The organism is Halegenticoccus soli (genome assembly GCF_002844195.1).
Taxonomy (GTDB): Archaea; Halobacteriota; Halobacteria; order Halobacteriales; family Haloferacaceae; genus Halegenticoccus; species Halegenticoccus soli.
Genome location: NZ_PEND01000009.1, coordinates 19,563 through 43,509, shown reverse-complemented (window position 1 = coordinate 43,509; position 23,947 = coordinate 19,563). Strand labels below are relative to the sequence as shown.

Annotated in this window: 21 protein-coding genes and 2 tRNA genes; 12 read left to right on the top strand and 11 right to left on the bottom strand. The window is 68.6% G+C overall.

All coding sequences use genetic code 11. The features are described from left to right. The first annotated feature begins 112 nt into the window (after positions 1-112). Positions 113-1,876, top strand: a complete 1,764-nt coding sequence (locus CNO20_RS20350) for an excinuclease ABC subunit C (RefSeq protein WP_101298045.1) — start codon at positions 113-115, stop codon at positions 1,874-1,876. Between the two features lie 59 nt (positions 1,877-1,935). Here CNO20_RS20350 and CNO20_RS20345 read toward each other — a convergent pair whose 3' ends face one another. Then, the gene (locus tag CNO20_RS20345) at positions 1,936-2,751 is read right to left on the bottom strand and encodes a TrmB family transcriptional regulator (protein WP_101298044.1); all 816 of its coding nucleotides are present in this window, start codon (positions 2,749-2,751) and stop codon (positions 1,936-1,938) included. 604 nt (positions 2,752-3,355) lie between these two features. On the opposite strand from CNO20_RS20345, the gene CNO20_RS20340 reads away from it, so the two are divergent. After that, entirely contained in the window at positions 3,356-3,808 is a 453-nt protein-coding gene (locus tag CNO20_RS20340; protein WP_101298043.1) for a hypothetical protein, read from the top strand. An 86-nt stretch (positions 3,809-3,894) separates the two neighbouring features. Here CNO20_RS20340 and mdh read toward each other — a convergent pair whose 3' ends face one another. After that, a complete protein-coding gene (gene mdh, locus CNO20_RS20335; RefSeq protein WP_101298042.1) occupies positions 3,895-4,809 on the bottom strand; it encodes a malate dehydrogenase in 915 nt (304 codons plus the stop codon). Between the two features lie 263 nt (positions 4,810-5,072). On the opposite strand from mdh, the gene CNO20_RS20330 reads away from it, so the two are divergent. Next, positions 5,073-5,723, top strand: coding sequence for an Sjogren's syndrome/scleroderma autoantigen 1 family protein (locus CNO20_RS20330; RefSeq protein ID WP_101298041.1), 651 nt, complete (start codon positions 5,073-5,075; stop codon positions 5,721-5,723). 81 nt (positions 5,724-5,804) lie between these two features. Here CNO20_RS20330 and CNO20_RS20325 read toward each other — a convergent pair whose 3' ends face one another. The 4 genes from CNO20_RS20325 to CNO20_RS20310 form a co-directional block, all read right to left on the bottom strand. Further along, positions 5,805-6,065, bottom strand: a complete 261-nt coding sequence (locus CNO20_RS20325; protein ID WP_101298040.1) for a hypothetical protein — start codon at positions 6,063-6,065, stop codon at positions 5,805-5,807. Between the two features lie 54 nt (positions 6,066-6,119). Then, positions 6,120-6,338 (bottom strand): hypothetical protein, encoded by a 219-nt coding sequence (locus CNO20_RS20320; protein ID WP_101298039.1) that lies wholly within the window; start codon positions 6,336-6,338, stop codon positions 6,120-6,122. Positions 6,339-6,414: 76 nt separating this feature from the next. Next, on the bottom strand, positions 6,415-8,919 hold the full coding sequence (locus CNO20_RS20315; RefSeq protein ID WP_101298038.1) for a DEAD/DEAH box helicase: 2,505 nt from the start codon (positions 8,917-8,919) through the stop codon (positions 6,415-6,417). A gap of 106 nt (positions 8,920-9,025) precedes the next feature. Continuing rightward, complete coding sequence (locus CNO20_RS20310; RefSeq protein WP_101298037.1) at positions 9,026-9,271, bottom strand: ferredoxin; 246 nt, start codon at positions 9,269-9,271, stop codon at positions 9,026-9,028. A gap of 148 nt (positions 9,272-9,419) precedes the next feature. Between CNO20_RS20310 and CNO20_RS20305 the strand changes: the two genes are divergently transcribed. The 4 genes from CNO20_RS20305 (at position 9,420) to CNO20_RS20290 (ending at position 15,034) form a co-directional block, all read left to right on the top strand. Beyond that, the gene (locus CNO20_RS20305) at positions 9,420-11,693 is read left to right on the top strand and encodes an ATP-dependent DNA helicase (RefSeq protein WP_101298036.1); all 2,274 of its coding nucleotides are present in this window, start codon (positions 9,420-9,422) and stop codon (positions 11,691-11,693) included. After that, complete coding sequence (gene cgi121, locus CNO20_RS20300; RefSeq protein WP_101298035.1) at positions 11,690-12,283, top strand: KEOPS complex subunit Cgi121; 594 nt, start codon at positions 11,690-11,692, stop codon at positions 12,281-12,283. The genes CNO20_RS20305 and cgi121 overlap by 4 nt, the downstream gene beginning before the upstream one ends. 688 nt (positions 12,284-12,971) lie before the next feature. After that, complete coding sequence (locus CNO20_RS23545) at positions 12,972-13,616, top strand: DUF7344 domain-containing protein (RefSeq protein WP_199174946.1); 645 nt, start codon at positions 12,972-12,974, stop codon at positions 13,614-13,616. 404 nt (positions 13,617-14,020) lie between these two features. Next, the gene (locus CNO20_RS20290) at positions 14,021-15,034 is read left to right on the top strand and encodes a Cdc6/Cdc18 family protein (protein WP_101298034.1); all 1,014 of its coding nucleotides are present in this window, start codon (positions 14,021-14,023) and stop codon (positions 15,032-15,034) included. A 49-nt stretch (positions 15,035-15,083) separates the two neighbouring features. On the opposite strand, the gene CNO20_RS20285 is transcribed toward CNO20_RS20290, so the two are convergent. Together CNO20_RS20285 and CNO20_RS20280 are read right to left on the bottom strand one after the other, a co-directional pair. Further along, positions 15,084-15,173, bottom strand: a tRNA-Asn gene (locus tag CNO20_RS20285). Positions 15,174-15,295: 122 nt separating this feature from the next. Next, positions 15,296-15,368, bottom strand: a tRNA-Gln gene (locus CNO20_RS20280). Between the two features lie 281 nt (positions 15,369-15,649). Here CNO20_RS20280 and CNO20_RS23120 point away from each other — a divergent pair. The 3 genes from CNO20_RS23120 (at position 15,650) to CNO20_RS20270 (ending at position 17,292) form a co-directional block, all read left to right on the top strand. Beyond that, positions 15,650-15,808 (top strand): hypothetical protein, encoded by a 159-nt coding sequence (locus tag CNO20_RS23120; RefSeq protein ID WP_158237459.1) that lies wholly within the window; start codon positions 15,650-15,652, stop codon positions 15,806-15,808. 69 nt (positions 15,809-15,877) lie between these two features. Further along, positions 15,878-16,456 carry an IMP cyclohydrolase gene (locus tag CNO20_RS20275; RefSeq protein ID WP_101298033.1) on the top strand — a complete coding sequence of 193 codons (579 nt, stop codon included), beginning with the start codon at positions 15,878-15,880 and terminating at the stop codon, positions 16,454-16,456. 176 nt (positions 16,457-16,632) lie between these two features. Then, positions 16,633-17,292, top strand: a complete 660-nt coding sequence (locus tag CNO20_RS20270) for a metallophosphoesterase family protein (protein ID WP_101298032.1) — start codon at positions 16,633-16,635, stop codon at positions 17,290-17,292. Between the two features lie 88 nt (positions 17,293-17,380). On the opposite strand, the gene CNO20_RS20265 is transcribed toward CNO20_RS20270, so the two are convergent. Both CNO20_RS20265 and CNO20_RS20260 read right to left on the bottom strand, forming a co-directional pair. Next, the gene (locus CNO20_RS20265) at positions 17,381-18,721 is read right to left on the bottom strand and encodes a tryptophanase (RefSeq protein WP_101298031.1); all 1,341 of its coding nucleotides are present in this window, start codon (positions 18,719-18,721) and stop codon (positions 17,381-17,383) included. Positions 18,722-18,920: 199 nt separating this feature from the next. Further along, positions 18,921-20,099, bottom strand: a complete 1,179-nt coding sequence (locus tag CNO20_RS20260; RefSeq protein ID WP_101298030.1) for an aspartate kinase — start codon at positions 20,097-20,099, stop codon at positions 18,921-18,923. Positions 20,100-20,323: 224 nt separating this feature from the next. Here CNO20_RS20260 and CNO20_RS20255 point away from each other — a divergent pair, with 224 nt between their 5' ends. After that, positions 20,324-20,749 (top strand): hypothetical protein, encoded by a 426-nt coding sequence (locus tag CNO20_RS20255; protein ID WP_101298029.1) that lies wholly within the window; start codon positions 20,324-20,326, stop codon positions 20,747-20,749. A 158-nt stretch (positions 20,750-20,907) separates the two neighbouring features. On the opposite strand, the gene CNO20_RS20250 is transcribed toward CNO20_RS20255, so the two are convergent. Continuing rightward, complete coding sequence (locus CNO20_RS20250) at positions 20,908-22,722, bottom strand: DNA-directed DNA polymerase II small subunit (protein WP_101298028.1); 1,815 nt, start codon at positions 22,720-22,722, stop codon at positions 20,908-20,910. 80 nt (positions 22,723-22,802) lie between these two features. Between CNO20_RS20250 and CNO20_RS20245 the strand changes: the two genes are divergently transcribed. Then, positions 22,803-23,831, top strand: coding sequence for a S26 family signal peptidase (locus CNO20_RS20245; protein ID WP_199174945.1), 1,029 nt, complete (start codon positions 22,803-22,805; stop codon positions 23,829-23,831). Positions 23,832-23,947: the final 116 nt, after the last annotated feature.

Sequence of the window (23,947 nt, the reverse complement as noted above, 5' to 3'; positions counted from 1 at the left end):
GCTTAACCCCACCGGCCGCGCGTGCGTCGAACGCCGCGCCGTCGACCGCGTCGCCGCACGGCGGCGGAGCCGACGCGTCAGCCTCAAGCCCGTCCGAGCGTAATCCGAACCGATGGACGCGAGCGGAGTCCGCGAGCGCGCGGCCGAGTTGCCCCGGGAGCCGGGCGTCTACCAGTTCCAGGACGACGACGCCGTCCTGTACGTCGGGAAGGCGGTCGACCTCCGGAGCCGGGTTCGGTCGTACGCCGACCCGCGGAGCGACCGCATCCGCCGCATGGTCGACCGAGCGGCGCGGATCGACTTCGCGGTGACCGACACCGAGACGCAGGCGCTCCTCCTCGAAGCGAACCTCGTAAAGCGCCACCAACCCCGGTACAACGTCAGGCTGAAGGACGACAAGTCGTACCCGCTCGTCCAGCTCACCGCGCACCCCGTCCCGCGCATCGAGATCACGCGGGATCCGGAGGAGGCCGCGACCGTCTTCGGCCCCTTCACGGACAAGGGCCGGGTCGAGACGGTCGTCAAGGCCCTCCGGGAAACCTACGGGCTCCGCGGCTGTTCGGATCACAAGTACGCCGGGCGGGACCGGCCCTGCCTCGACTACGAGATGGGCCTCTGTTCGGCACCCTGCACCGGCGAGATCGGCGAGGCCGCCTACCGGGAGGACGTCGAGTCGGCCGTCCGGTTCTTCGAGGGCGAGACGGGCGCCCTCGCCGATCCGCTCCGGCGGGAGATGGAGGAGGCCGCGCAGGGCCGGGAGTTCGAGCGCGCGGCGAACCTCCGCGACAGGCTGACGGCGGTGGAGTCGTTCCACGGCGGGGGCGAGGAGGCGGTCTCCGCCCGCCGGGACGAGCGCGCCGTCGACGTGCTCGGCGTCGCCATCGAGGGGGAGACGGCGACCGTCGCCCGCCTCCACAGCGAGCGGGGTCAGCTCGTGGACCGGTCGCGTCACCGCCTCGACGCGCCCGAGGGCGAGGACCGGGTTCCGACCCTGCTGGCGGCCTTTATCCCGCAGTACTACGCCGAGCGCGAGCTCCCGGACGCCCTGCTCCTGTCCGAGCGGCCGGACGACGGGGAGCTCCTGTCCTGGCTCGACGCGGAGGGCGTCGCGGTGCGCGTCCCCGGCGCGGGACGGGAGGCGACGCTCGTCGAACTCGCGCTCAAGAACGCCCGCCGCGGGTCCGGGCCGCGCGACGAACTCGGGGCGCTCGCCGACGCGCTCGGCCTCGATCGGATCGAACGGATCGAAGGGTTCGACGTGAGCCACGCGGGCGGGCGGGCGGTCGTCGGGAGCGACGTCTGCTTCGTCGCGGACGGCGGTACCGCGGGGCGCTCCGGCGGCGCCGTCGCCGAGAAGGCCGACTACCGGCGGAAGAAACTCCCCGAGCGGAACGACGACTACGCGAACGTGCGCGAGCTGATCCGGTGGCGCGCGACCCGGGTGGTCGAGGGGCGCGACGACCGTCCGGACCCGGATCTGCTTCTCGTCGACGGCGGGGACGGGCAGCTCGGGGCGGCGCGGGACGCGCTCGCGGAGGCGGGGTGGGACGTGCCCGTCGTCGCGCTCGCGAAGGAGGAGGAGCTGGTGATCACGCCGGACGGCGTGCGCGACTGGCCGAGCGACGCGCCGCAGCTGCACGTCCTCCAGCGGGTCCGCGACGAGGCGCACCGCTTCGCCGTCCAGTACCACCAGACCGTCCGCGACGAGGTGAAGACGGTGCTCGACGACGTTCCCGGCGTCGGACCGGCCACGCGGCGGCGGCTCCTGCGCCGGTTCGGCAGCGTCGAGAACGTCAGGCGGGCGTCGGTCGACGACCTGCGGGACGTTCCGGGGATCGGTGAAAAGACCGCGCGGGCGCTGAAGCGGCGGTTGTAGCGGCGATCCGGACGCCGCCCTCGCTCGTTTCGCGGCGTCGACCGTCGATCGGCGCTCGATCAGACGGTCCGACCGTCGAGCCCGCGCAGCTGCGCCGTCAGAAGCCGGCGGACGATGACGACGAACCCGTTGTCGAAACCGCACCCGTATATCGCCGTCGCGGAGAGCTCGGACCCGTCGTCCGCGCCGCGGGAGCTCACGAGCAGCGTGTTCCGGTCGACCAGGAGCACCTGGGAGAGGACGACGGGATCGGACCGCGACGAGCCGTGCAACCACTCCAACCCGGACCGGATAACGTCCGCGTCCGGGGCGGCCTCGCGAACGCGGTCCAGCGAGGACTCGGAGGTCGTTCCGACGGTCACGTCGACCTCCCGCCCCGCGGCCGCGGCGAGGGCGTCGAGCAACCGCTCGGACGCGGACGCGTCGTCGACGAGGAGGACGACCTCCTCGTCCGCGTCATCGACGAGCTGACGGGTCCGCGACTCGATCGCCGCCGTCCCGGAGAGCGACCAGACTTCGTGGACGGGTCGCCCATCGTCCGTGCGTTCTTCGGGTTCGAGCCGTCGCAACGACTCCCCGAGGTCGTCGACCTTGGATTCGTACTGTCTCCGCAGCGTGGCGGTCGCCTCATCGATCGAGAGTGCCCGAAACCGCTGGGGGCTGGTGTGCTGGATCTCGACCAGTCCCTGCGCCTCCAGGATCCGGGTCGCGTCGTACACGCGGGTTCGGGGGACGTCGGTGATGTCGCTGATCTCCTTTGCGGTTCCCCCGTCCGGGAGCCGCGTCAGCGCGACGAAGCACTCCGCCTCGTACTTTTTCAGACCCAACTGTTGTAACAGTTCGACCGACTGCCTCTCGTGTGAAATATCGCTCATGAGCCCAACCACGGCCTCGTCATTTCAGACCTGCTCTCCGTTGACAGTCGGTCTAAAATATCTTATCGAAATCGTACTCCGGACCCGGAACGCCCGTCGGGGACGACGAGGACCGATCGGTGTACTAAGCTATCAGACACGTTATCCCTTTCGCTCGGAGTCATCGCGGCGCTCGGTTCGGATTGTCACTCTAATACTCACATGAGTAACTAAAGCGTTAACAGGCGGTAGCTGCCGTGAAAACGCTGAGATCGGTTTTAACTCATATAATCACAAAACACCTATTAGGGGGTAACTCGGAAAACGAACTGGCGTGCGAAGAGAGCCCAACCACTCACTGTGCACGCCGGGCTGTCAGGTCCGCCTGGCAGTCTTTCCGACGGGTCGGCCACTCGCACCGGCGCGAGAGGGCGACGCGGCCGCGACCCGAAAACGGCGCCGCACGGACGACAGAATCAGAGGCACCGACACACCACCCAACTCCAGCAGAGTAACCGGGAGGCGCCGGAGGCCGACCGTTCGTCGGGTGGGCGTCGACTGCGACCACCGTTGATCGGTCCTACGATGCGAACTTCGAAACCGCCCAAGGAGGAGATCCGGAGGAATGCCGGCCGGAACTGAGTCGACGAGCGACGGGACCGACGGCGACGAGACCGACAGCGATGGAACCGACGACGACGGGGTGCCGGACGGACTCTTCGACGCACTGGAGGACAGCCGACAGCGGGCGATACTTCGAAGCGTGATCGAGTGCGACGGGCGGATGACCGTCTCCGAGCTCGCCGAATCGGTCGTCGAATTCGAGCGGAAGGGCGAGGGAGGCGGCTCCGAGCGCCGGGAAACCGGGTCGGTACCGACGGCTGCGCGGACGGGCGCAACCGGTCGACGGTCGGTGCCGACCGGGGTCTTTCTGGCGGTCAGCGTGAACGGGATCGTCGCGATCGTCGGGTCGCGCTTCGACGTACCGATCCTCGAATCCGTCGCCAGTCCGACCTGGGCGACCGCGACGTTCGGCCTGCTGTTCGCGCTGAGCCTCTATCAGCACCTCGTCGCGTGAGAAAAGAGGGATCGAGCCGATCGGCGTCCGAAACCGGGGGCGATCGCGCGGCCGAGAAACCGTGACGGCGACCGCGAGTGCGGCGTTCAGGCGATCTTTCCGTACTGCTCGCGGAGCTTCTCCGCCGCCTCGTCCATCAGGTCGCGCTCGTAGTCGTCGAGTTCCCACTCGACGATCTCCTCGACGCCGTCGGAGCCGAGCTTGACGGGCACGCCGAAGGCGGTGTCCTCGTAGCCGTACTCGCCTTCGAGGACGAGCGATCCGGGCAGGACCTCCCCGGTGTCGCGGAGGATGGCTTCGACCGTGTGCGCGACGCCCGTCGCGGGCCCCCACTGAGTCGCCCCCTTGCGCTCGATCACGTCCATCGCGGACTCCTGAAGGTCGCCCAGGATCTCCTCTTTCTCCTCGTCGGTGAACTCGGGGTCGCGGCCGTTCACGCGCACCTTCGAGAAGACGGGCACCTGCGCGTCGCCGTGTTCGCCGAGGATCGTCGCTTCGACGTTCAGGACGGGCGCGTCGAACCGCTCCGAGAGCACGTAGCGGAAGCGGGCGCTGTCGAGGCGGCCGCCGAAGCCGATCACCTTGCGGCGGTCGCGGTCCCCCACCTCGTAGAGGTGGCGGTTCAGGAGGTCGACCGGGTTCGACGTCGTGACGGAGACGAAGTCGTCGTTGTACTCCGCGAGCGAGGAGCCGATGTCCTCCATGATGGGCGCGTTGTCGCCCGCGAGGTCGATCCGGGTCTGACCCGGCTTGCGCGGGATGCCCGCGGTGATGACGACGACGTCCGAGCCGGCGGTGTCCTCGTACGTCCCCTGCCGGACGTGCGTGTTCGAGTCGTACGCGACGCCGTGGTTCGTGTCGGCGGCCTGGCCGACCGTCTTGTCCTCCATGTCCGGGATGTCCACGAAGACGAGTTCGTCGACGACGTCACGGAGCGCGAGGGCGTATCCTGCGGCGGCGCCCACCGTGCCCGCGGCGCCGACCACGCTAACTTTCGACATACCACGTAAATCTGCCCCCGGATTCCGATTAAACGCTTCGGAACGCTCGAAAATCGTCCCCTACTGACGACAGTGGGGTTCGTCGATTGTCGTGTTCGCGCCCCGGAGACCGCCACACCCACCGCCCAGCGTTCCTCGCCGCACCGTCTGTGGTCGTCGCGTTCCGCCGCCGGGCCGCGGTCTCCTTCCGCCGTCGTCCCGCCGCGGTCCCCTCCCGCCGTCGTCCCGTTGACTTTTTCGGCGCGAGGCGCCACGTAGACGACATGAGCGACTTCGACAAGGAAGCCGAGCGGGAGAAGCTCCGGAAGAAGTTCGAGAAGGACAGAGAAAAGCGCAAGTCGACGCAGGTGATGAGCGAACTCCTCCTGAAGGGCGCGACGATGACGAACAAGCACTGCGACGCCTGCGGGAACCCGATCTTCCGCCAGAACGGCGAGGAGTTCTGCCCCATCTGCCGCGAATCGGGTGCCGAGGCGGCGCGGGAGCGAACCGCGAGCGGTGCGTCCGCGGAAGGGGCGGACGCCGACGCTGCGGAACCGGCTGACTCCACCGAAGCGGAAGCGAACCAGGCGGTCGCCAGCGAACCGGAGCCGGCAGACGCTCCCGGGAAGAGAGAGGGGGAAAGCGCCGACGCCTCCCGCGGACCGGGGCCGTCCGCGTCGGAGGCGCACGCGCGCGTCGACGGGCGGAGTTCCGGTGCGGAAGTCCCGGCACGGCCGGCGTCGGCGACGAGCGCGTCGAGGTCCGCCGAGCCGCGCGGCTCGGACGATCTGAGCGAGGCGCGGGCGGCGCTGATCGGGGCGCTGACCAGGTACGCTCGGGAGGCCGAGGCGGCCGACGATCCGCGGCGCGCCAAGGAGCTCCTCTCCGCCGCCCGCGAGGCCGCGGAGACGCTCGCGGCGCTACGCCGATAGGATCGGGCGACGTCACGTCGACTCGAAGAGTCGAGATTCGATCGAAAAGCGGTTCGCTGCGGTCGGCGGACCGCGACGGCGTCAGTCGTCGAGGACGGTCGCGGAGTTCGGGCGGCCCGTCGTCAGCGGCGACCCCTCACCGGGTGGATCGTCCGTCGGCCCGTCGTCCGTCTCCGCTCGCCACCGCGGGAAGAGGAACGGGAACTCGTCGGGGGCCCCGCTGTCGTGCTGCGGGGGACCGTACAGCCGCTGTTCCTCGTCGGCACCCCGTTCGTGCTGCGGAGGACCGTACAGCTTCATCTCCGACGCGGCGTCGGAGCCGTCCGCCTGAAGTGGGGACATGTTGGGTGTGGATGTGATTGACAGCCCGATCGCGCAAAAGGGTTGTGCCTGTTGTCACGCGGTCGCGCCGACCGTCGACCGCGGCGACGCGACCACCCTCTCGCCATCGTCGCGGTAGTGGCGGAGCCGGCCGTAGAGCGCGCGCTCCGCCGGGATGGCGATCTCGCTCCCGCCGTACCACGCTCGTTCGGACCCCGCGACCGCCTCGTGCTGCGCGCGGCCGTAGAACGCCACGTCGGCCGGGGTGACGTCGGAATCGAATTCATTACTCATATTTGAGTTAATCGCTGTCGACACGCTTAAACCTTGCCCGCAAGGGACACAGTACAATTAGATCCGATAATACGGCCTAATATTCGCTTCCGGCGACCTCGCGGACGCGCTCGGCCGTCACTTCGCCGACGCCGTCAACTTCGAGGAGCTCCTCCGTCTCCGCGGTCATCACCGCCTCGACGCTGCCGAAGTGTTCGAGCAGCGAGCGGGCGGTGACGGGGCCGATGTCCGCGATCGAACCGACGACATACTCCTGCTGTTCGGCGAGCGTCTTCGCGCTCTTGCTGCCGTGGACGCTCACGGCGCGTTCGCGCTTCCGCTGCTCGCGGCTGGCGATCACTTCCAGCAGGTCGGCCGTGTCGCGTTCGTCCTCGGTCCGGAGGACGCTGACGCCGTAATCGACCGCGAGGCTGGCGAGCGCTCCGCGGATGGCGTTCGGGTGGACGTTGCGCTCCTCGTAGAGGCCGTCGCCCTCGACGATCACGACCGGACGGGAGTAGTGGCGGCCGAGGTCGCGCACCTGCTCGAACAGCGAGCGATCGCCGCCGGTCAGGGTGTCGAGGAAGTCCGAAACCGACTTGCGCTCGACCGCCACGCGATCCGAGAGGACGTAGTCGCCGACCGCGAGGGTTTCGAGGCGCGTCTCGATCCCCTCGCGCGTGGAGAGGTCGCGGGCGATGACCGAGTCGAGTTCGCGCTGGTCGACGACGATTTCCACCGTCTCCCCGTCGTCGCTCCCGGCGGCGGCGACGAGTCCGTCCTCGCCGGAACCGCCGGAACCGCCGGCAGATCCGCCCCGCCCGTCTCCGTTCGGTTCGGTCCCGTTCGCTCCGTTCGTCTCGTCCGCGTCGTTCCTCCCGTCCGGTCCGTTCGCGTCGTCCGCGCCGTCGTCCGCGTCGGGCTCGCCGCCGAAGTCGCTCAACCCCGGCTGGAGGCGCTCGCGGCGCTTCGATTCCGGATCCCCGCTCGCGCCCGATCCGCCGTCGCTCCCGTCGAACGCCGAGAGCGCCTTCTGCCCGTCGTCGAGTTCCGCCTCCAGGTCGTCCGCCACGCCCTTCAGCTTCCGGAGTTCGTCCTCCATCTGCGACTCCCTGCGGCGGGAGATCCAGAAGTACGCCTCGTCGCGGGTGTCCTCCGCCATCAGCACCACGACCCGACCCTCGGTCTGCCTGCCGGTTCGGCCCTTGCGCTGGATGGACCGGATGGCCGTGGGAACGGGCTCGTAGAAGAGCACGAGGTCGACCTCCGGCACGTCGAGCCCCTCCTCGGCGACGGAGGTGGACACGAGCACCTCGAACTCGCCCGCCCGGAACGCGTCGAGCGTCTCCTGCTGTTCCTTCTGGGTCATCCCGTCGCTCCCCTCGCGGTCCCCCTGACCGACGAAGCGCCGGACGTCGAAGCTCTCCGAGAGGAAGTCCGTCAGGGCCTCGGCGGTGTCGCGGGACTCGGTGAAGACGATGACGCGCCGTCCGCCGCGGATGCCGAGCGTCTCGGCGAGGAGGATGCGCGTCTGCGAGAACTTGGGGTGGAGATCCGAGAAGGACTCGGCCTTGCGCATCGCCTCGCGCACTTTAGGCTCGCTCACGAGCCGCTGGCTCGCCTTCGACGCGCCGGCCGAGCGGGCGGCGTTGCGCTGGCGCTCGAAGTACCGACGGACGGACTCGACGCTCTGCGTCTCGACGAGTTCGACCGCCCGGCGGAGCTTCATCACCTCCGCGTGCGTTGACATCCCCTTGTACCCCTCCGAGCGGTCGTTGTCCATCATCGCCCGCAGCTTCGCGCCCATCTCGTTCAGCTTCTTCTGGGAGACGTCGGGCTGCGTCGTGTTCGTCACGCCCAGCGACTTGAGCTTCCGGAGGCGGTCCGTGATCACCTCGTTCAGCGCGTCGCGCATCTCCAGGATCTCGTCCGGGAGCTGGATGCGCTTCCACTCGACCTCGGTGTCGTAGGTGTACTCCGAAACGTCGGCGTCGTCCTCCGTCATCACCTCGACCTCGGTGATGCCGAGGTTCTCGCACACCTCCAGGATCGCCTCCTCGTCGCCGCCGGGGGAGGCGCTCATCCCCGTCACGAGCGGCTTCGCCGCGTCGGCGTGGTAGCGCTCGGCGATGTAGACGTAGGCGTAGTCGCCGGTGGCGCGGTGGCACTCGTCGAACGTGAGGTGGGTCACGTCGCGCAGGTCGATCCGGTTGCCGACGAGGTCGTTCTCGACGACCTGCGGCGTGGCGACGACGATCCGCGCGTCGTCCCAGAGGTCGGCGCGGTCGTCCGGGCGCACGTCGCCGGTGAAGACGACGATCTCGTCGTCCGGGATCGACAGCGCCTCGCGGTAGAAGTCGGCGTGCTGCTGGACGAGCGGCTTCGTCGGCGCGAGAAAGAGCGACTTGCCGCCGACCTCGTGGAGCCGTTCGGCCGTGACGAGCAGGCTCACCGTCGTCTTGCCCAGCCCGGTCGGGAGGCAGACGAGCGTGTGGGCGTCCCGCGCCGCGCCGGCGAGCCGGATCTGATAGAGCCGGCGCTGGATGAACGAGGGCGCGAGCAGCGGGTGCTCGACGTACGCGACGTCGTCCGTGGCCGCCATCGTTCACCCCGTTCTTCGGCCTCGCGGTTAAGCGTTGGCGAACCGGAGCGAAAGTGAAAATCGGCGTGAACGTGCGGAGTCGCGGGAAAGTACGGGATCGCGGCGATCAGGGGACGATTTGCTCGCCGTCGTCGTCGTACAGCGTGATCGCGTCGACGGGGCAGACCCGCGCCGCGAACTCGGCGTCGAGCTCCTCGCCCTCCGGGACTTCGAGGACGAAGACGTCCTCCTCGACCTCCTCGGCCCCCGCAAGGTCGGCCTTCCCCTCGTCGAGGTTCTTCTCGAACTTCTCCCACTCGTCGACGCACTGGAACATCCCGATGCAGGTGTCGCGGTCGTACTCGATCTTCATACGTGGGGCTTGGCGGGTGGGTCACATAGCGGTGGCGACGCGGTGGCGGTGACGGGCTGATCGCTGCCGGTTTGAGCGCGACCCCCCGCCGCTTCACTTTCGCCCCGCCTCCGACACTTTAAACCGGAGCACGACCCAAGGGAGGCCAATGAAGACAGCGGACCTGACCGGTCTGCCGCCGGGCGTCCCGGAGCGCCTCGAATCGGAGGGCATAGAGGAGCTCTATCCGCCGCAGGCGGAGGCCGTCGAGGCGGGGATCATGGAGGGCGAGAGCCTCGTCGCCTCGGTCCCGACCGCCAGCGGAAAGACGCTCATCGCCGAACTCGCGATGCTGTCGGCCGTCGAGCGGGAACGCGGCGGGAAGGCCCTCTACATCGTCCCCCTCCGCGCGCTCGCGTCCGAGAAGAAAGCCGAGTTCGAGCGCTGGGAGGAGTACGGGATCAGCGTGGGCGTCTCGACGGGCAACTACGAGTCGAGCGGCGAGTGGCTGGCCTCGCGGGACGTCATCGTCGCCACGAGCGAGAAGGTGGACTCGCTCGTCCGCAACGGCGCGCCGTGGATCTCCGAGCTCTCCTGCGTCGTCGCCGACGAGGTCCACCTCGTGGACGACGGCCACCGCGGCCCGACGCTGGAAGTGACGCTGGCGAAGCTCCGCCGCATCAACCCCGACCTCCAGGTGATCGCCCTCTCCGCGACGGTCGGCAACGCCGACGAGGTGGCCGAGTGGCTCGACGCCGGCCTCGTCCGGTCCGACTGGCGGCCGATCGACCTCAAGACGGGCGTCCACTACGGCAACGCGATCAACTTCGACGACGGGAGCCAGCGCGAGGTGCCCGTCGAGAGCGGCGAGCGACAGACCGCCGCGCTGGTCAACGACACGCTCGACGAGGGCGGGTCGTCGCTCGTGTTCGTCAACTCGCGGCGGAACGCGGAGGCCGCGGCGAAGCGCCTCGCCGGCGTGACGGACCGGGCGCTCACGAGGGGCGAGCGGAACGACCTCGCCGAACTGGCGGAGGAGATCCGGGGCGTCTCCGACGCCGAGACGAGCGACGCACTCGCCCGCGTCGTCGCCAAGGGCGCGGCGTTCCACCACGCCGGGCTCGCGCCCCGGCACCGGTCGCTCGTCGAGGGCGCGTTCCGCGACCGCCTGATCAAGGTCGTCTGCGCGACGCCGACGCTCGCCGCGGGCGTGAACACGCCGAGCCGGCGGGTGATCGTCCGCGACTGGCGGCGCTACGACGGCGAATTCGGCGGGATGAAGCCCCTGAACGTCCTCGAAGTCCACCAGATGTGCGGCCGCGCCGGCCGGCCGGGGCTCGACCCCTACGGCGAGGCCGTCCTGCTCGCGAAGGACGCGGACACGATGGACGAACTGTTCGAGCGGTACGTCTGGGCCGAACCGGAGGCCGTCCGCTCGAAGCTCGCGGCCGAACCCGCCATGCGAACGCACCTCCTCGCCACCGTCGCCTCCGGGTTCGCCAACTCGCGGGAGGGGATTCTGGAGTTCCTCGAACGGACGCTCTACGCGACGCAGACCGACGGCCGAGCCAGGCTCGAACAGGTGACGGACGCGGTGCTCGACTACCTGGAGGTGAACGGCTTCGTCGAGCGGGAGGGGGGATCCATCGCCGCGACGGGGATCGGCCACACCGTCTCGCGGCTCTACCTCGATCCGATGAGCGCTGCGGAGATCATCGACGGGCTCCGGGCCGTCGACGGCGACCCCACTCCGCTCGGCCTGTACCACCTCGTCTGCCGGACGCCGGACATGTACCAGCTCTACCTGAAGTCGGGCGACAGGGAGACGTACACCGAACTCTGCTACGAGCGCGAGTCGGAGCTCCTCGGCTCGGTTCCCTCCGAGTTCGACGACGTCGCCTTCGAGGACTGGCTCGCGGCGCTCAAAACGGCGAAGCTGCTCGAAGACTGGGCGTCCGAGGTGAGCGAGGACCGCATCACCGATCGGTACGGGGTCGGTCCGGGGGACGTGCGCGGGAAGGTCGAAACGGCCGAGTGGCTCCTCGGCGCGGCCGAACAGCTGGCGGGCGAGCTCGACCTCGGGACGAGCGTCGCGGTCCGCGAGGCGAAAAAGCGCGTCGAGTACGGCGTCTGCGAGGAGCTTCTCGACCTGGCCGGCGTCCGCGGCGTCGGCCGAAAGCGCGCCCGCCGGCTGTACGAGGCGGGCGTCGAGAGCCGCGCGGACCTCCGGGAGGCGGACAAGTCGGTGATCCTCGCGGCGCTACGGGGGCGGAAGAAGACCGCGGAACGGATCCTCGAAAACGTCGGACGGCGCGATCCCTCGATGGACGACGTCGACGCGGACGCCGCGGCCGGAGGGACGACGACAGGCGGTCGCCCCGGCGAGAGCCGCGGGGGCGGCGAGGACGGCGAGGGGCAGGCGAGCCTGGGTGATTTCCGATGAGACTCGTCGAGGGGATCGCCGAGATCGACGACCTCGACGCGTTTCTCGCCCGCGCGGAGGAGATAGCCGACGAGCACGGCGTCGACGTCCAGGCGTTCGACGCCCGGTACGTCGTCGGCCGCGAACACCTCGAACGCGCGGTCGAACTGGCGGATCGCGCCATCGAGCGCGGGGAGAACGTCGCCCGCGACCGGGCAGTCGAGATCCTGCTGTACGCCGCCGGACGCCGCCAGATCGATCAGTCGCTCGAGATGGGCGTGAGCGAGGGTCGAATTCCGGTCGTGGTGCTCGTCGACGGCGGAGGCGACCCGGACCTGACGACGGACGGAACCTCGTCGAGCGGCGACGAGACGGGTGCGGTCGACGAGATCAGCGAGGTCGACGAGAGCGACGAGACCGCCGAGACGAGCGAGGACGCCGCGGCGGTCGCGGTCGGCGAACTCCTCGAACCGGCCGCGACGCTCGGCGAGTTCGACCGCGCGCTTGTGTGCGAGTTCTTCGACGTCGGCGAGGCCGAGATCGAGGCGGTCCGGGGCGACCTGTCGGATCTCGTCCTCGAACGTGTCTCCTTGCTTGAGGTCGAGAAGTGACATAAAAATCCTCCGGTTTCTCCCAACCCCTTCGTTTCAAGTGGAAACCGGAGGACTCCGCCGACCCATTTCGAATTTTCGGTGTCGAATGTTCCGGATCGACCTCGCGATCGTTCCCCGATGCTCTCGCCGCCAGCGTCGGTGACTTCAACTCCCTCGGCGGTCGGGCCGATCCCCCGACAGCGATCCTCGATCCCGACGGCGGGAACGTCCGCGTCGCAGTCGAGTGCGTCCACGCCGACGAGTCGTCGAGGTGACGCGCATCCGCGCCGACGCGGCGGTCGTCTACTGGCCGAGCGAGCCGACCTCGACCGGAATCGATGCGGAACCGATCGACCGCTCCCCCGCGGCTGGTCGACCTTGGCGCGTCCGGGAAGGAACTGACCGTCACCTTTCGGAACGTGTCGCCGATCGCGGATTCGCGGGCGCCGACGATTCCGGTCGATTTCCGCCGCGTCGTTTCGGCGAATCGGACGCCTATCGGGGTTTCGAGCGGCCCGCCGGTGGGCCCGCGGCGAGACGGGAGTGCCGCGCGCCGAAACATCTATCAAGATTCGCAACGATACACAATCCCAGACAGTCCAAACTGATTAGGAACAGCGTTGATAACAGATCCACGTAATCTCCTGACAACGGGTGAGTACCATGTGTACGGTGGAAGCGTTCGAAAAGGGGAGGGGAACGGAAGATGAGCACTGAACCGCCGCGTCAGTCGGCGGATCCGGACGCCGGCGAGGAGAAGCGGGAGCTGTCGACCGACGACCTGTTCCACATTCTGCAGAATCAGCGGCGGCGGCGGGTGCTGAAGTACATGCAGGGGCGCGAGGGGCCGGTGGACATGCGCGACGTCGCAGAGCAGGTCGCGGCGTGGGAGCACGACACGACGGTCGAGGCGCTGACGTCCGACGAGCGCCAGCGCGTCTACATCGCGCTGTACCAGTCACACCTCCCCAAACTCGACGAGAAGGGGATCCTCGAGTACAACCAGAGCCGCGGCCTCGTCGAGCGTACCCCTCTCGCCGAGCGGTTCGATCCCTACCTCGACCTCGAACCGACAGTCGACGTCGGTGCCGACGCGGACGCCGAACCGGAGGTCGACGCCGCCGGGGCGCCGCCCGAAGAGGGAGGCGCGCCCGAAGCGCGCCGGAGAGGATCCGCCGAGTACTACGGCGGCGCGACGGTCATCGGGGCGGTTTTGACGCTGACGTCGTGGCTCGGGATGGCGCCGACCGTCCTGACGAGTTACCTGGGGGCGTTCATCACCGGGATGTTCGCGTTCATCACCCTCGGACTCGGGCTCAAGCACCTGCGCGGGATGTCCCCTCGTTCGTAACCGAGCGGCCGACGGGGAGGCGCACGTCGGGCCGGAAACGCGGACGAAGACGGCCGTCGATCCCCGCGAATTCCGCCGACGGTCGTGGGTCCGGGCGCAGGGTCGCGCGTCAACCCCCGCGTCCCTCGACGAGCGCGACGAGCGCTTCGGTCCCAACGAAGCCGTCGGCGACGCGAACGGGCGTCTCCGGTGAGAGCTCGGCGTCGGGCGATGGCACGGACGGCGGTACGCCCCGGGGGAAGTTAGGTCCTCGGCGGTCGGGCGCGGGCGCGCGGAGTCGCCGCCGTCTCGGTAGGAGGGTCGAAGCGGGGGGTGCCGTTCGTGTCACCACGAACAGTATCGGAAGAATCGGAACCGACACGCTTCCGTTTATTTGGATCGCGGGAGAACCGATGCGGTGACGAATGATACTCGATGCTCGCGTCCTCCAGCCGGAGTTCATCCCGCAAGAGGTCGAGCATCGCAACCAGGAGGTCAACGTCCTCTCGAACGCCCTCAAGCCGATCATGGACGGCAATCCCGGCGAGACCTCCTTCCTCCTCGGGCCGTCCGGCGCCGGGAAGACCTGCATCGCGCAGTTCACCGTCGAGCGGCTCCGCGAGAACGTCCTCGACATCAACAGCCAGTACGTCAACTGCTGGCAGGATTACACCCGCTTTCGCGTGCTCTACCGCCTCCTCGACGGCGTCGGACGGACGGTCGACATCCACCGCCGATCGACCCCGAAGGACGAGCTCCTGAGCCGGCTTCAGGACTACGACGGCCCCCACTACGTCGTCATTCTGGACGAGGTCGACCAGCTCGAAGACAAGAGTGTCCTCTACGACCTCTACCGGACGCGGGGAGTCACGATGGTCCTCGTCGCGAACCGCGAGGAGGAGCTGTTCTCGGCGCTCGACGAGCGCCTCACCAGTCGGCTCCACAGCAGCGTCCGGATCAAGTTCGAGAAGTATCACCTCGACGAACTGGTCTCCATCCTCTCCGCGCGCGCCCGGTGGGGATTGACGGAAGGGGCCATCGGGGACCAACAGCTCGCGCTCATCGCCGACGCGGCGGCGGGGGACGCGCGGGTCGCGATCGGCATCCTCCGCAACGCCGCCCGCCTCGCGGACCAGCGGGGCGCGGAGCGCATCTCGAACGAAATCGTCCGCGAAGCGGTCCCGGACGGCCGCGCGGAAATCCGCCGGAAGACGGCGGAGAAGCTCCGGGAGCACCAGCGCGTCCTCTACGACATCCTGATCGAGAACGGGGAGATGAGCCCCGGCGATCTCTACGAGGCGTACCGCGAGTGCGTCGAGGAACCGAAGACGAAGCGGACCGTCCGCAACTACCTGCAGAAGATGGAACACTACCGGCTCGTCGTCGCCGAGGGCGAAAAGCGCGCACGGACGTACCGCCCCTACGAGGACACCTCGTGAACTCGAAGGCGGCCGCTTTCGCGGGTTGAGAGAGGGGAAAAGAGTTACACGGAAGGGGCGGGATTCGAACCACGCGAGGCCTTCCAGCCCCCGACCGGTTTTCCAACCGACCGGTGCTCTACCACTGAGCGACCCTTCCTCGATCCGTCGGCACCTCGTCGTTCAAGTCGGGACGACTTCGTAATGCGCCGGTTTACCCCCGTTACGGGCCGCGAAACGGATCGAGTCTCCGCTATCGGGTTCGTGATCGGCCGCGAGAAGTAGTCCCACCAGGATTCGAACCTGGGTCGCGAGCCCCAGAAGCTCGCAGGATTGGCCACTACCCTATGGGACTTCGTCTCGGCGTACACGCCAGGAGCATGTAAGCGTTGCGCGTTCCGGTGACTGTGCGAAACGACAGCACGAATCATATGAGATCGTCGAAACGATCGGTTCGAACTGGGCGCATTAGATAACAAATAAGACTATCGTTTTTATGTACGTTTTCTGAAGATAGAATTATGAGGGAGTACCTCACATCCGGCGATGATGGTGGTATACGAGGGTACAAACGGGAGGTTCTACACCGAACGGGATATATGCAGAAATTTAGACACGAACGAGTGGCGCCTCTGCATGTGGGACGAAGACACCGGTTTGGAACTCGTCGAGGTGGAACGCGGCGAACTCATGATGCTCGCCCCCGTGAACGAGAACGAACTCCCCGAACGGGTCGATCTCAAGCCGGCGGGCAACGGACAGACCGTCGTCGACAGGCGGAACGAACGGGACTGACGGCGGGTCGAACCGCGTCGTCGTGCACAAACCGCCACGTATTTGGAGGGTACGTGTGCAGTTTCGTGCATGTACGTCGGACGGTTCGTCGTCGTCGGCCCCCGAGTGGGCGCCTACCGCGTCTCCTCGCGTTCGTTTCCGAATCGCCAGATCGTCGACCGGGACGGGACGCTGACGGTGGCCCCGACGCCGGACGCCCCCGAGACCGACAACCCCTACATCGCGTACAACTGCGTGCGGGAGGTCGGTAGCGAGGTCGTCGTCGGCAACGGTTCGCACGTCGACCCGATCGCGGAGAAGCTCGATCTGGGCTATCCGGCCCGCGACGCGCTCGCCGAAAGCCTGCTCGCGCTCGATTACGAGAAGGACGACTACGACACCCCGCGCATCGCCGGCGTCGTCGGCGTCGACGAGGCGCACGCGGGGATCGTCCGCCGCGACGCCCTGCTCGTGGAGCGCGTCGACGAGCCGACGCTCGTGGCGACCTACGAGGAGGACCGGCCGCGCGCGTTGGAGTTCGACGCCGGGAGCGCGGCGGAGGCCGCCGAGGCCGCCTACGGCCTCGGCTTCGAGCACCCGGTCTGCGCAGCGGGCGTCCGCGTCGACCGCGACGGCGTCCAGACGGCGGTCCACAACGGCCCCGAGTAGGTCCGGCGTCCACCGCGGCCGACCGCCGGCCGAGGGCGTAGCCGTCGTCGGATCGCCCGTCGCGGCGACCCGTCGTCCGCCGAGCGGCTCGACAGCCGCCGTCCGCCGGCGCGGACGCCCCGCGGACGCGGAGTGCCCGCCGCCGAACACTAAGTCGTCGAGAGCGTAGGGTCGGTATGCGACTGGGCGTGCTTTCGGACGTACACGCGAATCGGGTCGCGCTCGACGCGGTGCTGGAAGACGTTCCGCCGGTCGACGGGCTCGTCTGCGCGGGCGACGTCGTCGGCTACAACCCCTGGCCCGCGGAGTGCGTCGCCGCGCTCCGCGAGCGGGAGGTGCCGACGGTGATGGGCAACCACGACCGCGCGGTGGCCGCCGGGACGACGTTTCGGTTCAACTCGATGGCCGGCGCGGGGGTCGAGTACGCCCGCGCGCAGCTTCCGGCCGACGCGCTCGACTGGCTCGCGGCGCTCCCCGACGAGCGCGTCGTCGCCGACGGCCGCGTGAGGCTCGTGCACGGACACCCGGACGACCCGGATCGCTACACCTACCCGCAGGAGTTCGGGCCGGAACTGCTCGGCGAGGAGGACGTGCTGGTGATGGGCCACACGCACGTCCAGGCCCACCGGGCGTACGACGAGGGGATCGTGATGAACCCCGGCAGCGTCGGTCAGCCGCGCGACGGCGACCCGCGGGCCGCCTACGCGATCCTCGATCTCGACGCCGTGACGGTCGAGGAGCGGCGGGTCGAGTACGACGTCGACCGGGTCGCGGAGGCGGTCAGGGAGGCGGGCCTCCCGGAGCGCATCGGAACGCGGCTGTACGAGGGGCGATAGGGCGGTGGAGAGACCGGCGAGACGGACGGGAAAAGATCGGACAGCGACGTTCAGAGCGGACAGCGACGTTCAGAGCGGACAGCGACGTTCAGACCGGGGCGAGCTCGGCCGAGAAGTGCCGGAGTTCGGCCGTCGACGGCTCGGAGACGATCTCCAGCCCCGACACCTCCTCGGCCCGATCGCGGACCGCCGCGGCGGTCTCCGCGACGTGTTCGAGGTGCTCGCGGCCGTAAGTCCGCCGGGGAATCGCGAGCCGGACCAGCTCCAGTCGGTCAGCGCCGGGGAACGCGAAGCTGCCGAGTTCGACCCCGCGGACGCCGCCCTCGCGGTAGAGCTCGCAGACGAGCGACTGGCCGGGGAACTCCCCGCCGGGGATGTGCGAGAACAGCCGTCCTGCGTCCAGGTACGCCGCGTGCCCGCCGACGGGTCGGTAGATGGGAACGTCTCTCTCCTCCAGCAGCCGACCCAGTTCCGCGACCTGTTCGACCCGATCTTCGACGTAGGGCGGTTCGACGGCCTCCCGCAGGCCCACCGCCATCGCCTCGATGTCCCGTCCGGACATCCCCCCGTAGGTCGGAAAGCCCTCGTAGAGGATGGCGCGCTGTTTCGCCCACTCGAACAGCGCTTCGTCGCGGAGGGCGACGAACCCGCCGATGTTGACGAGCGCCTCCTTCTTCCCGCTCATCACGAGCGCGTCGGCGTACGAAAGCTGCTCGCGGGCGATCTCCGCGACGCTCCGGTCCGCGTAGCCGTCCTCCCGCCGTTTCACGAAGTAGGCGTTCTCGGCGAACCGGCAGGCGTCGATGACGAACGTCGCGTCGACCTCCTCGGCGAACGCGGCCGTCTTCCGGACGTTCTCGACGCTCACGGGCTGGCCGGCGGTCGAGTTGTTCGTGATCGTGAGGACGACCGCCGGGATCCGCTCCGCGCCGACCTCGTCGGCGACCGCCCGGGCGCGCTCGACCGAGAAGTTCCCCTTGAAGGGGGACCCGTCGGTCGGATCGCCCGCACCCTCGGCGGGGCAGTCGACCGGGTCGCCCCCCTGGTTGGCGATGTGCGCGCGGGTCGTATCGAAGTGGGCGTTGTTCGGAACCACGTCGCCCTCCTCGACGAGACAGCCGTAGAGGACGTTCTCCGCGCCGCGGCCCTGGTGGGTGGGAATTACCCTGGGAAATCCCATCACGTCCTCGACCGCTTCGCGGAGGCGGCCGAAGCTCCGGCTCCCGGCGTACGATTCGTCGCCCCGGAAGAGCGCGGCCCACTGGGCGTCGCTCATCGTCCCCGTTCCGCTGTCGGTCAGGAGGTCGATGTAGACGTCCTCGGCGGCGATGTTGAACACGTTGTAGCCGGCTTCGGAGAGGACCTCCTCGCGTCGCTCCCGCGGCGGGAGGGTGATCGGCTCGACCATCTTGGCCTTGTACGAGCGCATGATGGGGTTTCGCGGCAGATCCGACTTAAGCTGTCCCGACGCACTCTGTCGAACAACGGCTAAGGTAGGGCAGTGATGGGCGACGCTGGCCGATCGAGGACGAGTTATCCGTCGTGCCGCCAGAACTGTCCGATACGGTACCGTAGCGCGGGGGAACGATCGCCCGGTACGGCTGAATGACGGAGTTCGTTCCGCGACGTCAGAACTCGCCCTGCACGATCTCGAGCGTCCGCTCCCGGTCCTCCCACTGGACGAAGATGGCGACGGAGGTGGCGCTCGTTATCACGTCGTGGACGTTGATGCCCGCCTCGGCGATCGGGACGACGATCCCCTGTATGACGCCCGGCTGGTTCGGCAGTTCGCCGCCCGTGACCCGGATGACCGCGATGGGGTTCTCGACGGTGACGCTCGAAAGCGACTCGTCGGCGACGACCTCCCGGTGGAGGACGTTCTCGGCCTCCTCGGCGACCTCTTCGGCGACGTAGAACGTGATAGAGTCCATCCCGCTCGCGACCGAGTCGACGTTGATGTCCGCCTGCCGGAGCGCCTGCGAGAGGTCCGCGAGGATGCCCGGCCGGTTTCGGATGGCGCGGCCCGCCACGGTGAGACAGGCGAGCGGGTTGTCCTCCATGTCGATGAGGTTCTCGAACTGCCCCTCGATTCGGGTGCCGCCGGTCAGGAGGTCGCCGTGCTGGTAGTGGACCACTCGGACCGAGAGTCCGTCGTCCTTGTAGCTGAGCGCGCTCGGCGCGACGACCTCAGCGCCGCGGAACGAGAGGTTGCGCAGCTCGTCGACGGTGATCCGGGCGACGTTGCGGGCCCCCTCGACGACGTGGGGGTCGCCCGTCATGACGCCCTCGACGTCGGTGACGATGACGACCTCGTCGGCGTCCATGTACTTGCCGAGCATCACGGCCGTCGTGTCGCTGCCGCCGCGACCCAGGGTCGTGATCTCCCCGTCGCTGGTCTGCGCGAGGAAGCCGGTGATGACCGGCACGACCCCGTCGAGTTGCGCGGCCAGCCCCGCGGCCCGGCGCGAGGTCTCCTCGACGTCGACCTCGCCGAGTTCGTTCGTGACGACGGGCCACTCGTCGCTGCCGGGTTCGAGAAACACCGCGTCGACCCCGCGGGAGGAGAGCGCCGCCTTGAGCATCCGGACGCTGGTCCGTTCGCCCATGCTGACGATCTCGGCGCGGTCCCGATCGCTGGCCTCGAACTTGATCTCGTCGAGCAGTTCGTCGGTCGTCGACCCCATCGCGCTGGCGACGACGGCGATCTCGTGGCCCTGTTCGACGGCCGCGGCGATGGAGTCGGCGGCGCGGTTGATGCGGTCGCCGCTGCCGAGGCTGGTACCGCCGAACTTCGCGACTACGCGCATGCGCGTCCCTCCGTGCGAGATGAGTCTCCGTACTGGTGCTCAAACATGAGGTGCCGTAGCGTGGGCTCACGCATAACTGTGTCCTCTCGTTCAACGGTTGCCGTGGCGCGTCCCGTTCCCCCGTGCGGCCGCAGGACGCGCCGAGCGGAGAGCGGATCCGAGGTCGAATCGCTCCGAGCGTGCTCGCGCCGAGCTTTTTTACGCTGGCACCCGAGAAACCGCGTATGGAAGTCCGGGATGCCGTCGAGGCCGACGCGGAAACGCTCGCGGCCGTCGCCGACGCGCCGGCGGACGTGATGCGCAACCTCATACACGACCGGACGGTGCGCGTCGCGGAGCACCGACGAGCGGGCGGCGGGCCGAACGTCGACGCCGAGGCGGTGGACGCGGAGGTGCTCGGCTTCGTGAGCTTCGACGCCCGGGAGGGGACCGTTCACGTCACGCAGTTCGGAGGATCGAGGGAGGCGTGCGAACTGCTCCTCGGCGAACCGGTGCGCTTCGCGCGCAAGGAGGGGATGGACGTCGAGGTGCTCGTCGGCACCGACGAGGAGGAGATGCGGGCGGCGACGGAGGCCGCCGGGTTCGCCGAGGAGGGCGACGGACCGACGTTCGACGGGAGCCGAACCGTGCGGTACCGGATGGCGCCGTGAATCGGGGTGAGCCGATTCACGGACGGCTCATTTCCCCACGAGCGACTCACGTGTTGACCGTGGAGAGCGGGTCGTCCGTGGAGAGCGTGTCGTCCGTGGAGAGCGGTTCACGCAGCGCGCCGAAGGCGGGCGAGGGAACCCGACGAAGAAACCGGTCGTCAGGCGAACTTCCGGACCGTCATGTCTAGCGTGTCCAGATCCAGAATCGGCGCGTACCCGGAGTCGGGGTCGATGTTCACGCTCTTCTGGAACGCGGTCTGCGCCTGCCAGCAGCCGGAGTTGACGGCGAGGACGTTGTGGTACTTCCCCCAGCCGAGCTTGTGGACGTGGCCGGTGTGGAACACGTCGGGGACGTTCTCGACGACGAGGTAGTCCTTCTCCTCGGGGGCGAGTCGCATGTGACCGCCGTACTGCGGGGCGACGTGCCGCTTTTTGAGCAGCTGGTACATCGCCTTGTGCGGCTCGTCGTAGCTCGCCTTCTCGCCGGGCAGTTCGGCGATCACCTCGTCGAGCGAGACGCCGTGGTACATGAGTACCGAGACGCCCTCGACCGTGACCGTCGATGGGTTGCCGGTGATGCGCGCGTCGTGGGCCGACATGATCTCCCGGAGCTCCTCGTCGAAGCCGGGTTGCGGCTCCGCGAGGCGGACCGCGTCGTGGTTGCCGGGGATCATGACGATCTCCATGTCCCCCGGAACCTCCTTCAGGTACTCCGAGAACGCCTCGTACTGGTCGTAGATGTCGACGATCGACAGCTCCTCGTCCTGGTTCGGGTAGACGCCGACGCCCTCGACCATGTCGCCGGCGATGAGCAGGTACTCGACGGTTTCCGCCTCGTCGGCGTGGAGCCAGTCGGTAAACCGCTGCCAGGCGTCGATCATGAACTCCTGGCTCCCGACGTGCACGTCGGAGATGAGCGCCGCCTGCACGTGCCGGTCGGCCGTGGAGGGGCGGTGCGTCCGGGGCACGTCGGGAAAGTGCATCGCGTCGACGAACAGGATGCCCGCGTCGTCCGAGAGCGTCCCCTGGACGGCGATGCACTCGTCCATGAGGAGCTCGTCGACGAGTTCGGCGATGTCCTTGTCCTTCATCACGAGACAGGGGAACGTGCCGGTCGTGTCCTCCAGTTCGACGAGCCAGTGACCGCTCGCGGTCGAGCGCACGTCATTCACGAGGCCGATCATCTCGGCATCGCTTCCGCCGGGCATCTTGGCGATCGCCTCCGCCGGACGGTGATTCACCCGCCCGCGGAGCAGCTTCGACAGCCGCTCGTACCTGTCGCGGAACGTCGTGACGAACTGCCCGTACTCGCCCGTGCCGGTACTCTGCCCCGTAACGTCGCCCGCGATCTCCGCCGGCTTCGGATTGCGCGCGTGCACCCGCTCCGACGCCGCCTCTGACCCCTCCGTTTCGACTGGAACTTTCTGCCGAAAATCGGCCGACTCCGGTCGATCCGCTCCAGTCGAAGCGGAGGGGTCCGCGGTCGCGGCGGGGGAATCGGCGCTCGCGGCGCGAGAGTCAACAGTCGGTGCGGGGGAGTCAGCGGTCGCGGTGGGAGAATCAGTAGCCGCGGCGGAAGAGTCAGCGGTCGCGTCGGACGGTTCGGCGTTCGTCGCGGTCGGAGCCGACGTTTCGGCCGTTTGCGACTCCCCCGAGGCGGTCGAAGCGGACGCCTCCCGGCCCGTCGAGGGTGACTCTGCGGGAGCCTCACCCTCGGCGGCTCGGTTCTCCTGCACCGCCGGCCCGATCGACGCGCCCTCGGCGTCGGCGTTGGCGCCGGCGTCGGCTTCGAGTGCGGCGCGGACGTGCTCGACGGTGAGACGCAGCGCGTCGTCCGGGGCGCGTTCGACGGCTCGATCGAGCGCCGACTCGGGGTCCGCGGCGCTCGCGAGCAGGGTGACCGCCTCCCGTTCGGCGTTGTAGCCGCGACGGACGAGCTCCTGGACGATGCGCGACGGCGTCTCGAGGGGCACAGCGGTGAGAGGGGTTGCCGGAAAGAAAAGGGTGCCGGAACCCAGAAGGTTCAAAGCCGGAGGGGCCAAATCACTCCTCGATGAGTGCCGGTAAGCGCCGCCCGCCCTCCGACGATTCCTCGACGGGCGGCTCGCGTGCGGCCGAGTCGAACGAGGGGTTGATCACCCGTTTCCGAACGGCGGAGAGCGGACCGATGATGTACGCCCGCGAACTCCTGTCCAGCGTGGCCATCGTCGCGGTCATCGGACTCCTCCTGTTCGCCATCAGCGGCGTCTGGCCGCCCATGGTCGCCGTCGAGAGCGGGAGCATGGAACCCCACATGCAGAAGGGGGATCTGATCTTCATCACGGAGCCGACGCGCTTCGCGCCGGACGCGGCGTACGACGGGACCGGCGTCGTGACGTACGAACGGGGGGAGGAAACCGGCTACACGACGTTCGGGTCGTACGGCTCGGTCATCATCTACGACAGCCCCGAGCGACCGGGGCCGCCGATCATCCACCGCGCTCGCTTCTGGGTTCAGGAGGGCGAGAACTGGTACGCGAAGGCGGACAAGGACTACGTGACCGCCGACAACTGCGCGGAGCTTTCGAACTGTCCCGCTCCGCACGCGGGCTTCATCACCAAAGGCGACGCAAATCCCGAGTACGATCAGGCGAACGGCATCAGCGGGCCGGTGAAGCCCGGGTGGATCACCGGCGTCGCCCGGGTCCGGATTCCGTACCTCGGATGGGTCCGACTCGGCTTCTCCGGATCGGCGTTCGCGGCGCCCGCGGCACCCACCCCCGCGACGATCGACGGGTCGGTGACCTCGCCCGCCGAAGGGCAAACTGCGGTCGGAACGGTCGGTCTCCCGTCGACGCCGGCGCGCGCGTCGGCGACCGTCGACGACAAAGGCGCGAACGACGGGAGCGACGCGCACGGCGAGAGGGATGTGAGCGACGAGAGAGATGTGAACGAGAAGAGCGACGAGAGCGACGGAGACGAGACTGCGGTGGGGAGTACGCCCGCCGTACCGACCCCTCTCACACCGTCACCGGCGGTCGGTCCGAACGGTCAGGGGGAGCCCTTGATTTCCGGTGGAAGTCCGTCGATAGGCTCCGCGTAGACGGCAATAGGGGCGACCGACTGGATTCGAGTTGAAACGGAGGGGATGTCGGCAAAAGCTCCAGCTTCGAGGTGAAGCGAGGGAGACGCGAAGACCGTTGCGCTGATCGGCCAGCG